The sequence below is a fragment of the Shewanella sp. YLB-07 genome (assembly GCF_009377275.1).
On sequence record NZ_VOQB01000013.1, the window covers coordinates 99,964 to 114,541 of the forward strand.

Here is a 14,578-nt window from a genome sequence, read left to right on the forward strand (position 1 = left end):
TGCTTAGAGAACATCAGAAGAAGCCAAATCCAAAAAAGTGGCAGATTAATCATGAAATATACCAAAACAATCCCCTATCTTTTATTGGCAGGAATGCTCACAGCTTGTGGCGGCAGTGATAGTGATAGTGATAGCAGCACACCAGATACGCCTGATCCCACTACAGGAACATTTAGCCTAGGCGTCTCAGATAACCCCGCTCTGGCCGATAAGGTCAATATTGCCTTTAAACAAGTCGTATTAAAAGGTGAGGATGGTTCAATCTCATTCGATGTCTCTGACAATGAAGGCAACGCCAGTCAGGTCGATCTACTCTCAGTACAAGGACAAACTGTGGCCAATTTAGTCACAGATGAGAGCGTCCCTCTAGGCGAATACCAGATGTGTATTTACATGGAGAACAGAGAAGTCGCCGATGAAACCAGCTCCCATGTAAAAGTTGGTGAAGCTGTTGAGGGGCTAGTCACTAACAATAACGGCTCCTGTGGCGGAATAGGTGCAGATGATCCCGACACGGGCCGACTATTTCTCAATAAAGCCGTCACTATTACCGCGGATAGCAACAGATACGTTGCCGAATTCAATCTCGCCAAAGGCTTACAAGCCCCCCATGGCAATAAAGCCTACTGGACCCTTAAACCCACTTCGGTACAACTGATTAATATTACTGAAGTCGGCGTAATTTCGGGAAACGTTCACTTAGATGTACTGGCTGCCTGTGAAAGCACTTCACCAGGCTATAGTGATCTCGGCTTAGCCATCTATCTCTATCCTCAAAATACATTAATCGAGGCGATGGAAGACTTCAGGCCTGCAGCCACACTCACGGCTCCACTGGCTGCAGCGAGAGCTAATCCAGTACTCGAGGCAGATGAGATCACAGGTTACAGCTATGAGTTTGGTTTTATCGAGGCAGGGAGTTATCAGTTAGGCTTTACCTGTGTCGCCGACAATGATGATCCGGAAACGGAGCAAGCTGGTGCCACAGATCCCGTATTTTTCATTCATCAAGCCACAACTGGCAATGTCGATGTGACCATAGGTGCAACGTCAATCTATGATTTTATCCTGCCGCTTAGCTAATACCGATTAGTCTATCTGGCAAAACGGGCGTAGAGGGAAAAGGCACTCAACAGAGTGCCTTCGTCATTCAGTAGAAAATCTTAATCTACTTAGTCGCTACTCTCTCACCAGGAAGCTGACCTGCATCACCTTTCAGATAAGTATCGAGAAATTTCACATAAGCTTCAGAGGCGGTTATTCGATTTTGCTTCTTACGGAATCCATGACCCTCATCGTCAAATACCACATATTCCACTGGCACGCCGTTTTGCTTCACCTTCTCCACCAGCTCATCACTCTCGATCTTGAGTACGCGTGGATCGTTAGCTCCCTGAATGACCATCAAGGGCTTAGTGATGTTTTGCGCGTGGAACAGAGGCGAGATAGCGCGATGACGCTCGCCATCAGTGGCGGGATCGCCCATCTCATCATAGAGCGCCTTCTTAAAAGACTCCCACCAAAGTGGAATAGACTCTAGAGTACGAACCCAGTTGGTGACACCGAAGATATCGATGCCCACCTTAAACTCTTCCGGCTCGAAGGCCAAAGCTGCAGCCGTCATATAGCCACCATAGCTGCCACCCATGATGCCAATCTTATCTTTATCGATCCAATCTAATGTCTCCAGATAGTTCTTACCGTAGATAATATCCTGCAGGTCATTCTCGCCGTGATTCTTATCATCGAGGTGAAAGAAGGTCTTACCATAGCCTGAGCTACCACGGTTATTCACCGCAAACACGGCGTAGCCATGATTGATCAGATGCTGACGCATAGCGCTGTATCCGGTGCGGCTCTGGCCACCTGGCCCACCATGGACAAACACCACGGCGGGTCGTTTATTCTCTGCGCTGGCACCCTTTGGCTTAAACAGTAACCCAGGGATCTCGAGGCCATCGAAGCTCTTGAAACGCACCACTTCACTGGCAACTAGGTCATCTGGGTTAATCTTAGGGTTCAGGGCTTGGGTGAGTTGTTTAGCAGAATCTGTGCCCAGCTGCCATACAAACAGGTTCGACGGAGACGTATCCGAGTTGATATAGAAGGCGAGGGTCTGTTCATCCTTAGAGAAGTTCACATTCCTGAGATCGCCATCGGGTAACTGAGGTAACTTGAGCGCTTTGCCCGTCTTGGTATCTAAAATACTGATGCGGGTACTGGCATCAGCATTCACACCTGACACGCGATAGCGGCCAGATTCAGAGAAGTAAACGAAGCTGACATTCCAGTCATCTTTCACCGCCAGACTATGCTCACTGCTGGCAATATCGTACTGCCATACTTGGGAGAACTCTCCCTTGGCATCTGTGCTGTAATACAGGGCGCTGCCATCGGTCGAGAACGTTATCGGATTATAGTTGGCTGGATCTGAGTGCTGACTGATGATGGTCGGCTTAACGATGCGCTTCCTGAAATCTAACAGATAAGTATCGCTGTCTCTGTTGGTGTGCGTCTTAGACAAAGAGACAAAACGGCCATCATTCGAGACTTCTGAAATGTTAAAACCTAGCTCATTCTTAAATACTAGCTCGCGCTCATAGGTCTTGGCATCATAACGGTATAGATCCATAAACTTAGGATCGCGCTCGTTGGTTGTCGCAAAGAAGTACTCACCATCGTTAGTGAAGTTCACAAAGTCAGAACGAGTCTCCTCACCCGGAGTGATATCGACTATCTTGCCATCAAGCTCACGTACAAATAGATGATACAGCTCATTACCGCCGTTATCTTGGGTCAATAAAACTCTGTCATCATTGGGGAACCAGGAAACTGGATAAGTGGTGTCTTTAAATGTGGTTAAGGCTGATTGTGCCCCTGTTGCCGCATCAAGCTTATACAAGTTGAAGATACCCGACTGATCCGAGCCAATGAGAATCGACTTACCATCAGCTGAAAAAGACGAACCGAAATAGGTGGTTGTCTCAAAGAAGGTCTTGGCATCGTATTGTTGAACAGGCCCTTGCTGAGATAGCTGAGTACCTTCTGAGCCTGTATTAACCTGGTTCGTTCCGGTATTAATTCCAGAACATGCTGATAAACCTAAGCTAACAGCCAGCGCAAGCGCGCTGAGGTGAAGAGACTTTTTCATTGTGTTCCTCTTAATTATTCATCGAAAAAGATCGTTAAAATCCATGTACTTCACGCCACTAACACCTAACGAGAAGATAAAAACTCTCGATATAAATACAGTGATCAGGTAGCAAGCTAGCCTATAGCAGGCAAAAAAACGAGTCATTTATACTCGCTCATCAATATACTCAAGCCGAAAAATGTGTAAACCTGTAAAGCTCCGATAACAAAAAAGGCCCCTAAGGGCCCTCTCAACTAAGATTGGGGATGGAAGTGACAGCCTGCAGGGTAGCCATTTCCCATCCCAGTTTACCACTCAAATTAGCGACTAGCGGTAATCTTATGGGACCCGAGAGATTAAACCCTGAGGCACCCCATAGGACCAATGCTTACAACGCACGCTCAAAAACGTGGAACTTATCGATACCGTATGATTTACCTTCTGCATGACAGGTTGCACAAGACTCTGAAGTTGGCAGCGTGTACCAATCTTCTAACTTCTCAACATTGATTTCGCCACCTTGTTGAAGCATATGGTTCTTCGCCGAGTCATCATTATGACAAGCAAAACAGTTAGCCGTTATTGGGCTAGTCATCACACCTGATGCACCACCATTATAAGCTTTTGACAAGATATACTGGTTTGGAATAACGTCTAAGTCTATGCCTTCGGCATGACAAGACACACAATTTTCAGCATTTAACTTAGCGGCTGAGTTTGCTTCACCCTCAGGACTGGTTGCAGTATTACCCACTCCCCAGTGCATGCTATGAACCATAGGGCCGAAACCTGGCGCCGAGTTCTTCGCGCTGCGATCTTGGCCATTGTTATGACAAGCGACACAGTCTTTACCACCTTCGTTATAGCTACCATTCTTATGGTAATTAGTCTCGTTAGTGTGACAAGTCGTACAACTATCGGCCGTCACACTGTGGCGACGCTCGAACGCTTGGATTTTTAGACCTGCATGATCGACAACATCAGAATAACTAGTGAAGGAGACGCCATCGTAACCGCCATCTTCATCTTGCTGTTTAAATGTCACTCGAGTACTGGCCGTTAACCCGGCTAGACGGTAATCAGTTTCCAAACCATCAAGATGCGGATAACAGATTGAACGGCTACCATCAATATTCTCAATATACTGCTCAGACCCACGTGGGCTTGGACGGCCAACTAACGAATCATTTTGATAACCGTGAACATAGGCACCGGCATACGTAAGGGTACCGTCTGAATATAAGGCTGCGATATTTAGCTGAACTTCGGATTCAGCTGCGGTATTAAAGAGAGCGACATCGGTACACCAGCCCCCATTTGGATACTCTTCCCACTCCAGCCCATCATTAATATATGGAGCCAATGTTCTTGTATAATGAGTATCACGTAACTCTGCTCGTGCGGTTACTTGCTTGTGGAATAAGCGCGCATCTTCACCTTCATTAAAGGCATTGAACTGAGTCGCTAATCCTCTGGTACCTACATCGGCAGCATCATGACAATCCGTACAGGTCTGCATAGAATAAACCCTTGTGATTGGTTTCTCATGACAGGTGTAACAGTTAGATGGTGCAAAGTCCTTCTCAAATTCCTGGTGATTGATATGACCAATTTTCTGCAGTGTATTACGCGCATAACCACCATCATCACGTGCTATGTTACCGTGACAAGTCATACAGCCTGCGACTAAATCAGTTTTACCTTCCGGATTAATCGCGGTATAGCTAGGATGCTTCAATGAAGATGCCGCATAGTCAGTATGGCAAGCATGACAGGTCGCTGTTGAAGTCGTATGGATATCATCACTCTTAGCAACGACGATATAACGAGACTTAGCGATGTTATCCCCACCACCAACAACTAGGCGGATCAAGCCTTCAGTTCCGGCATTAACTGAAGCCATAGGTGCCACAAACTCATAGCGACCAGACTCAACTTCAGTCAGGCTTGCACCTTCAGTCGCTTCACTTGCACTACCGCCCAGAATCGTACCTTCAAAATCATCACGACTACGACCAATGCCTTTCTCGGTTAACTCAGCAACTTCTGCATTGGCTTTTACGAGACCCGATATTAATTGGCCTTCTTCATCGGTGATTTCAAACTCAAATCTCACCAAGCCTTCTTCTAACGTGTGAGCAATCATCTCAACGTTAGTCACACTTGATGCTTCCACTGTTGGTGGTGGAGTTGGTTTACCGTCTTCACCGTCCGAACCATCTTTCCCATCGCTGCCACATGCAGATAGGCCCATAGCCCCCGCCACTATCAACGCCAGATAGCGCTTATTAACATCTTTCATCGCCACTCCTAATTCATCATTTTTATATGCAGATCTTTTACTCCCCTTGGAATACGATATTGAATAAACCTTACTATTTGTAATGATTTGAGTGATTACTAGACCTAAGTCATAACATTTTCGAACGAAAAACAAACAGGCAACAGGGGGGACTATCTAAGTCATCACTGGCAGCAACCAAAAAAAGCAAATTTACGAAATTTAATAAGATAGGGGGACATTGAGACACAAAGGCTTCAATTAATGTACGCTGAGATGAAGCTTAACCATAGCTTAAACCCCTTATGAAACATAAGGATAAAAACATAAGCTAATGTAGATATAGCGAAATTACTAAGCAATGCAAAACGAATATAAATGCCATAACTTTTTAATTAGAACAAAAGCTGCAGCATACGAGAATCAAGTATCTCTGATTATTTTTACCCGATAAAAAGCCAGCTTTCTGGCTGGCTTGATATGGCTATGAAAGCAGCTATTAACAACAAGCTAACTCACTATGAGCAACAATCTCTGCGCCACCAGTTCTTAGGCAGTTTCTCCAGCATGACTTTCGCCATAAGAATGGCTAGTAAGATCCCTGAGCTATAGACGATAACGTCGGGCAACAGATTATGATTTTCACCTACTTGAGGCATAACCACGAACCCGAATGTTTCAACCAGATAGTTCACTATGATGCCAGAAACCAGAGCGACCCCGAGCACACCACCTAAGTAACCCAATAACGCACGTTTACCCAGCTCCTTGGTCACCACACCGAGCGTGGCTATGTTCGTCGCAGGTCCTGCCAACATAAAGACCAGTACGGCGCCGGGTGATACTCCCGCCAGCAACAAACCCGCTGCGATAGGCGTAGATGCGGTGGCGCAGATATACATAGGCACAGAGATAACCACCATGACCAACATGGCTAAGATACCGTCGCCCCACTGCGCCATGAAATCCGCTGGCACATACGTTTGCACGAGTGCGGCGAAGAACAGGCCGATCAACAACCAGAGCGTGATATCTCGTACCAGATCAGTCGCAGCGAAGTGTAAGCCCTTGCCGATACGGCTCATCACAGGCGTGCCCCTAAGCTCGGCGGCAATGTCCTTGGTCGACTCGCAGCAGCTTTCATCATCACCTTCACTAGCTTTAGCCGACTCACTCTTGGCTGAGCTGCAACATGAAGATTCCTTCTCTGGCGTTTGAGTTTTACTGCTACAACATGAATCTGTGTTACCTATTGGCGCAGATGTCGATTCAGCGTTCGTCATAGGGCTCGTAATAGGAGTCGCCAACAGGCTTTCACTGGCAGCTATAGGCGTCATAGTCACGACGGGAGCCGCCTTTGACTCTGTCTTAGCTCCAGCCTTAGAAGCAGAACTACAACAGGAGCTCTTAGCTTTAGGCTCAAGGTTGTCTTTTTTACTGCTACAGCAAGACGAAGCACCAGGACTTACCTTTGCTGAATTTGTTTTCCCCTCACCTTTATCTGTTAACGGATCCTCATCCCTTCCGACTAAGAGTCCGGCAACAATCGCACTCGCGACGGCCGCTATGGGTCTTACTATGGCCATGAAGGGGCCGAGTAACACATAAGATACCGCTACAGAATCGATTCCGGTTTCCGGGGTTGAGACTAAAAAGGAAGTCGTGGCAGCCTTTGAGGCACCTGAGCGTCGTAGGCCAACAGCAGCAGGAATCACTCCGCATGAACACAAGGGCAAGGGAGCGCCTAGAATAGCCGCCTTGACCGTGGTCTTAAATCCATGGCCACCAAGCTGCTTCTGCATCCACTCCATGGGCACAAACATCTTCAGCATACCGGCCAAGAATAGCCCCAGTAGCAACCAGGGAGCAGAATCTAAAAAGAGGTCAATAAAATTCGCAAACAACATACCTAACCCTTACTTTGGCAATTTTTTGTGTACTGAGAATCATCATGGTGATGGTCATGATTCTCACATTTAATATTATCTGTATTGGTCTCGAGCGCTTCCAATATGGAACAATGCTCGGCGCTCTCGGGGCCACCACAACAGGCATCGGATAATCGCTGCAGCGATACCTGAAAGTATTTAAGCTCGGCTATCTTAGCCTCGACATGAGCGAGTTTACTATCCACCATGCCCTTCACATCGGCGCACGCCCAATTCGATTTATCTAACTCGATTGAGAGCAATTCGCTGATCTCGGCTAAGGTAAAACCCACCGCCTTGGCCCGCAGAATAAAACGCAGCCGCTCTGCATCATTTTCTGTATAGATCCTATAACCGGAATCTGTGCGAGAAGATGGCGATAACAGGCCATGCTTCTCATAAAATCTCAGGGTATCGGCTTTCACTTCACACTGTTTAGCCAATTCTCCAATTCGATACATGTTTCGGCTCCATTTGGTCCAATTGGCTCTAATTTTATGGCAAGTATAAACCTTGGAGTTAAATCTAAGGTCAAGGGTTATTATGCGACTTATTTATGACCTATGCTTGTTCTCCTGTGCGTATTGTGAAATCGCGCAGAAAAAAACAGCCTATGAACCCATTTTACGGTAAAATGTGCACGCACGAATAGGGGCTCATCAAAGCAGCTAGAATTGAGGGACTTTTGGAAAGTGGTGAGGCGTTTGACACCTTAACGCCACTGAGTTTTCCGAAAGATCCTTAAATATAACTACTGGACACTGTACCCAAAATGAATAATGCCAGACCCATTCGTCGCGCGCTGTTAAGCGTTTCAGATAAAACCGGAATCCTTGAGTTTGCTAAAGCATTACATGCTCAGGGCGTAGAACTACTATCTACTGGTGGCACCGCCCGCCTTTTGGCTGACAACGGTGTGCCTGTCATTGAAGTATCGGAGCATACAGGACATCCGGAGATCATGGATGGTCGTGTCAAAACCTTGCACCCTAAAGTGCACGGTGGCATCTTGGCGCGCCGCGGTATCGACGAGCTTGTCATGGAACAGAACGGCATCAAGCCTATCGATCTTGTGGCAGTTAACTTGTACCCCTTCGCAGAAACAGTCGCCAAAGAAGGCTGTACTCTGGCTGATGCCGTCGAGAATATCGATATCGGCGGCCCGACCATGGTTCGCTCTACGGCTAAAAACCACAAAGACACCACCATCATAGTTAACACTCGGGATTACGATCGCGTGATCAAAGAGATGAATGACAATGAAGGCAGCACGACTCTTGAGACTCGTTTCGATTTAGCAATTGCCGCATTCGAGCACACTGCTGCTTATGATGGCATGATCGCAAATTATTTTGGGACTATGGTCCCTGCCCATAGCAAAGACGAGTGTCCTGAAGACTCTAAATTCCCACGTACTTTCAATACTCAACTCATCAAGAAACAAGATCTGCGCTACGGCGAAAACAGCCATCAAACGGCCGCTTTCTATGTCGACACTCATATCGATGAAGCCTCGGTTGCCAGTGCGATTCAGCTGCAAGGCAAGGCGCTGTCTTACAACAACATCGCCGATACCGATTCTGCTCTCGAGTGTGTTAAAGAGTTCAGTGAGCCGGCCTGTGTCATCGTTAAGCACGCCAACCCATGTGGTGTAGCCATAGGCAGTGATTTACTCGATGCCTACAAGCGTGCATACCAAACCGACCCTACTTCGGCCTTCGGTGGCATCATCGCCTTCAATGGTGAACTAGACGAAAAAACCGCCAACGCTATCCTTGAGCGTCAATTTGTCGAAGTGATCATCGCACCTAAAGTCAGCCAAGCCGCTCGCGATGCCATTGCCGCTAAGGCAAATGTTCGTCTGCTTGAATGTGGCGAATGGGGCACTAAGACTAAGAGTCTCGATTACAAACGCGTCAACGGCGGACTACTTCTACAGGATCGCGACCAAGGCATGGTAGCAATCGATGACCTTAAAGTTGTCAGTAAGCGTCAACCCACTGCAGCCGAAATGAAAGATCTTATGTTCTGCTGGAAAGTGGCTAAGTTCGTTAAGTCTAACGCCATCGTTTATGCCAAGAACAGCATGACTATCGGTGTGGGCGCCGGCCAGATGAGCCGAGTCTACAGCGCAAAAGTTGCCGGCATCAAGGCCGCAGATGAAGGACTGGAAGTGCAAGATTCAGTGATGGCATCCGATGCCTTCTTCCCATTCCGTGACGGTATCGATGCGGCCGCGGCAGCTGGGATCAGCTGTATCATACAGCCAGGTGGTTCGATTCGTGATGAAGAGATCATAGCCGCAGCCGATGAACACGGCATGGCCATGGTGTTTACCGGAATGCGTCACTTCCGTCATTAATTGAAAGAAGGTGAAAGTTCCTAGGAACTCTTACCTAGATCCTAGAATTTCGAACAAAATTGAAATTTTTAATATTTAGCGCAAAGCCATTATTTCTAGGTCAAGGAAAGCACGCGCAGTGTATACCCATACACGAGCATGCTTGACACTGAGATAGGGAAAATGGAGCAGCGATAAAGGATAAAAAAATGAATGTATTAGTTATAGGTGGCGGCGGTCGTGAACATGCACTTGCATGGAAGGCGGCGCAATCGGCTCAAGTTGACACAGTATTTGTCGCACCGGGTAATGCCGGCACCTCGATTGAACCTAAGTTAGAAAACCTGGCCATTAATGTCGAAGATATTGCGGCTCTGGTCGCTTTTGCCCAAGATAAGCAAATTGAGCTCACCATAGTGGGTCCGGAAGTGCCATTAGCTATGGGTGTTGTTGATGCTTTCAATGAAGCCGGCTTACCCATCTTCGGCCCGACTAAGGGTGCGGCGCAGCTGGAATCATCTAAAGCCTTCACCAAAGACTTCTTAGCTCGTCACAAGATCCCCACGGCAGCCTATTCAAATTTCACCGAAATTGAACCGGCTAAAGCCTATGTTACCGAGATGACAGCAAGCACAGATTTTCCTATCGTGATCAAGGCCGATGGTTTAGCGGCGGGTAAAGGCGTGATTATCGCCGAAGATCAGGCTCAGGCCGATGCGGCTATCGAAGATATGCTCGAAGGTAACAAGTTTGGCGAAGCTGGTTCCCGCGTGGTTGTCGAAGAGTTCCTAAAGGGCGAAGAAGCCAGCTTTATCGTCATGGTTGACGGCAACAACATACTCGCTATGGCCACCAGCCAAGATCATAAAGCCCGTGATAACGGCGATAACGGCCCTAACACTGGCGGCATGGGCGCTTATTCTCCTGCGCCCGTAGTGACTCAAGCCGTACACGATTGGACGATAAATCATGTGATTCGCCCAACGGTTGATGGCATGGCAGCCGAAGGCAACGTCTATACCGGCTTTCTCTATGCTGGCCTGATGATCTCTCCTGATGGCAGCGCTAAAGTCTTAGAGTACAACTGTCGTTTCGGCGACCCTGAGACTCAGCCTATCATGATGCGTCTTCAATCCGATCTGGTAGAGCTTTGCCTCGCGGCTACACATGGTGAACTAGATAAGGTCACTGCCGAGTTTGACTCGCGCGCAGCCGTAGGCGTTGTCTTAGCCGCGGGGGGATACCCGGAAGCGTATCGCAAACATGATGTGATCTTAGGTTTAAATCTTGGCAACAATGACGCCAAAATATTCCATGCCGGTACCAGCATGAAAGACGGCCATGTGGTGACTAATGGTGGCCGTGTGCTTTGTGCAACCGCCTTAGGTAACACAGTGACAGAGGCGCAAGCCAGCGCATACGCCTTAGTCGATACTATCCATTGGGATGATGTCTATTTCCGTACCGATATTGCTTATCGTGCGATTTCACGGGAAAGTTAATATCTATTATAAAATAATCGCTTAGAAGTGTGACAGAGATCACGCCAAGAATAATATGCACACTTATTGCATAACAAAGCATCAAGTCACCTTGCAGTTACTAGGTGCTTTGTTTTTTAAGGGTTAAATAACAGCCGTAATTTTAATATACCTTCAAAGTGCATAACTATTGTAAAAAACAAACATCGAACATTTTAACATCACCAATACACTATAAAACACTATTGTTACAGACTTTTCATCTGCGTATACTTCCGCTCCTTATATATTTGGCTGGGGGCCTGATGAGATATCTATTAATAATGATCACCATACTTCTTACCGCATGCGGTGGCGGAGATGATGACACAAGCACGACAATACAAGAAAAATCTATTCATCCAGGGCTCATAGCCCCTGATATTCAAGCCGATTACTCACTCAATGGCAAGCTTACAGCAACACTCAGTGGCTCTGTGGGTAACCTCAGTTTCAGCTTGGCAGATGGTGCAGCCAATGACGTTGTGCGAGTAGATCAAAATAGCCTGACCATATTAAATGCAGGAAAAACTAGGTTAATCGCTACCGATAGTGGTAACAGCCAGTATAAAGCCACTAGCATATCGCTAAATATTACTATTGATAAAGCCAACCGAGCTCCTTTACTGACGAATCCCTACACTTATCAGTATGATTCTGGCGCTAGTCACCAAGTCGGTGTCAGTGGTACAAAAGGTCAATTACTTTACGAACTCAGCCCAGGTTACCCTGATGATGTTGTCAAAATTGATGTCGCAGGCTCGTTAATAGTATGGGGTGCAGGACAAACGCAAGTCACGGTCAAAGATGACGGTGGTCGAAACTACCAGGCCAGCGAGAGCCAATTTACCATTACCGTCGAAGCCGCAAGCTCTCAGTTTGCCACCTATCAAGACATAACAAATAAGCCATTAATTTTGGGTGGCACGTTACTGCCTGTTTATTCCGGCTCACCGACTAATGAGATAAGCTTCACTGTCGCCGAGAACGCCAATCAAGATGTAGTGCAGATACACCCAACTACGGGTGTGATGAATATTAAGGGAGCCGGTGAGACAGAAGTTATCGTCAGCCAGACACCTGAAGATAACCATCAAGATATTGCAAAACAAAGCTTCAAAGTCAAGGTAAACAAAGCCAATAACACTAGCTTTAAGGCCAGCATTCTGACCATTCCTTATGGATTTGATGATGAACTAATACTGCAAACAACCGGCGTTCAGGGAACACTCACTTTCGAGATTCTCGATGGCGAGTCGACCGATGTGATCAACTTTATCAACAGTGAAACCGGACAATATCGTTTCAGCGGTGTAGGCGCGACTAAAGTAAAAATTACAGATTCGGGTAACACTAACTACCTGAGTATGTCGATTGTGACCGATGTGAAAGTGGAGCGCGTTCAACCGGTTCAGCTCTTCTCTGTCAATCTTGAGAGTTCATACCAGGAAAACAAGGTGATATCGGCTCAAGTCGCAAGCAGACAGGGCAAGTTAAGCTTCTCTCTTGCAACAGATAGTGCGACGGATGTAGTGAACATAGATGCACAATCGGGTGAGATGACGGTACTGAAACCCGGTAAAGCGGAAATTAGTGTCACCGATGATGGTGATCTATTCTATTTACCGCAAACCATAAACTTCTTTGTGACTATCAACAAACTCATCAACGAGCAGTTCAGTGTCGAGAATGATCTGCACAATAATGTGGCGAATACCGTTTATACGCCGGTAGCTAAAGGAAATCAGGGGCTTGTCACCTACGCGATTTCATCTAAATCGACGGCTAATGTGTTAACTCAGGACCCGACGACCAAGGTCATCACATTAACCGGTGCAGGTCGAGGCTGGATAACCGCAACCGATCATGGTAACGATTACTACCTAAGCCAAACAACGGACTTCATTGTCGATGTCGGTTTTGCCGATGGCTCATTGACAGCTTCAGCCGTTTCGGCAAGCTATGCCCCCAACAAGGTGATCAGTATTCCAGTTTCGGGAGTCATTGGACAACTGAGTTATCAGCTGGAGAGAGGTCAACCGGCTGATGTCGTCAGCATCAATATTGTTGACCGCACTGTCACCATCAAAAATGCCGGCACCACCTACTATACACTCACAGATTCGGGTAATGCGAGCATCGCCTCCCGCAGAGTACAGCTGCAAGTATCGATAGCCAAGGCGGCTGAGAATGTTGACTTGAGCCTGAATTCTACACTCATAGATACGGTATATGAAGAGGATAAACAGCTTACCTCACCTGCGATATTGGGTAACGCTACACAGAGCAGCATTAAATATTTTGTCGATTATAGCGATAGGCAGGTGGTTACCGCAGATTCGAGCAGCGGTGCACTGACAATTCAGGGGGCTGGTTCGGCTCAGGTACAGATAACCGAAGAGAGTCGCAACTTTGAGAATACGACTCGTAATGTAACGGTTAATGTCGGTAAGGCTAAGCATCCAGGATTGACCCTTGCTAAGCAGGTACCCAGTGCTAGCTATTATCCAGGACTTGAGATGCCAGCTGCTGAGCTGGCCAATCAATTCGGCATCCTGAACTATAAGTTCGCATATATCCCAAATCCGGAAGTTTATGATTTAAGCAGTAATGGTATTTTGAGAGTACTAAAGTACCCAGGTTCCCGTTCTAACAATTACGTGATTATCACTGCCACCGATGACGGAGGAGATAATTATCTACCGGACTCAGTAGATTATATTTCTCTGTTATCACCTATCGAAGAGGGCAACGGCGAGCAAGCTGTGATCACATTCGACGGGAACGAGTTGCCGATAAAGTCCCCCATCGATGTAGCTGCTGGAGATGAGACATACTTTTCAGCCTTTGATACCCGCTCCGAAGCCGAAACTATGGGTGATAACGCTCAAGAATCTGGCGGTTATGCCACTAAGACAGTGATAGTTTGTCAGGATCCTCAAGATTTATTGAGTTGTACCTTAGTGACAGTCAGACTACAAAATACCAGTCATTGTCCCGATGGAAGTAAAATTTCATATCCCGTAGGAGCAAAAATTCGTTATGAATGTCCGGGTCTCAGACAACCTACACGCTCAGAAGTGACGGTAAGCTTCAATAAAACCGATGCCTTTAATGAATCACTCTCAGCGGGTACCTATCAAGCTAAGGAACCAATAACCTTAGTCCATTTTGCTAAGCCATATCGCGCGGGTGGCGTTATCGAAGCCGGAGATATTCAACCCAGGGCTTGGTGGCTGATAAAAGTAAACTTGGTTGTTAACTAAAAAAGTGATGACGAAAAAATAATGTAGCATCACTTTGATTATACAAGGCCAGATACATAAATATCTGGCCTTGTATCTACAAGCATTTTAATAAAAAGCCGTTCAACTA

At 46.7% G+C, this 14,578-nt stretch carries 8 protein-coding genes; 4 read left to right on the forward strand and 4 right to left on the reverse strand.

What is annotated here, in order from left to right:
- Positions 1-51: 51 nt before the first annotated feature.
- Entirely contained in the window at positions 52-1,083 is a 1,032-nt protein-coding gene (locus FS373_RS23850) for a DUF4382 domain-containing protein (RefSeq protein ID WP_152830772.1), read from the forward strand.
- An 85-nt stretch (positions 1,084-1,168) separates the two neighbouring features.
- Here FS373_RS23850 and FS373_RS23855 read toward each other — a convergent pair whose 3' ends face one another.
- The 4 genes from FS373_RS23855 to zntR all read right to left on the reverse strand — a co-directional run bounded on the left by FS373_RS23855 (position 1,169) and on the right by zntR (position 7,803).
- Positions 1,169-3,151 (reverse strand): alpha/beta hydrolase family protein, encoded by a 1,983-nt coding sequence (locus FS373_RS23855; protein WP_152830773.1) that lies wholly within the window; start codon positions 3,149-3,151, stop codon positions 1,169-1,171.
- Between the two features lie 370 nt (positions 3,152-3,521).
- The gene (locus tag FS373_RS23860; protein ID WP_152830774.1) at positions 3,522-5,435 is read right to left on the reverse strand and encodes a multiheme c-type cytochrome; all 1,914 of its coding nucleotides are present in this window, start codon (positions 5,433-5,435) and stop codon (positions 3,522-3,524) included.
- A gap of 497 nt (positions 5,436-5,932) precedes the next feature.
- Complete coding sequence (locus FS373_RS23865; RefSeq protein ID WP_144048324.1) at positions 5,933-7,321, reverse strand: SO_0444 family Cu/Zn efflux transporter; 1,389 nt, start codon at positions 7,319-7,321, stop codon at positions 5,933-5,935.
- A 2-nt stretch (positions 7,322-7,323) separates the two neighbouring features.
- The gene (zntR, locus tag FS373_RS23870; RefSeq protein WP_144048325.1) at positions 7,324-7,803 is read right to left on the reverse strand and encodes a Zn(2+)-responsive transcriptional regulator; all 480 of its coding nucleotides are present in this window, start codon (positions 7,801-7,803) and stop codon (positions 7,324-7,326) included.
- 311 nt (positions 7,804-8,114) lie between these two features.
- On the opposite strand from zntR, the gene purH reads away from it, so the two are divergent.
- From purH to FS373_RS23885, 3 genes are all read left to right on the forward strand, one after another.
- Positions 8,115-9,704, forward strand: coding sequence for a bifunctional phosphoribosylaminoimidazolecarboxamide formyltransferase/IMP cyclohydrolase (gene purH / locus FS373_RS23875; RefSeq protein WP_144048326.1), 1,590 nt, complete (start codon positions 8,115-8,117; stop codon positions 9,702-9,704).
- A gap of 188 nt (positions 9,705-9,892) precedes the next feature.
- On the forward strand, positions 9,893-11,185 hold the full coding sequence (gene purD / locus FS373_RS23880; protein ID WP_152830775.1) for a phosphoribosylamine--glycine ligase: 1,293 nt from the start codon (positions 9,893-9,895) through the stop codon (positions 11,183-11,185).
- A 284-nt stretch (positions 11,186-11,469) separates the two neighbouring features.
- Positions 11,470-14,469, forward strand: a complete 3,000-nt coding sequence (locus tag FS373_RS23885; protein ID WP_152830776.1) for a hypothetical protein — start codon at positions 11,470-11,472, stop codon at positions 14,467-14,469.
- Positions 14,470-14,578: the final 109 nt, after the last annotated feature.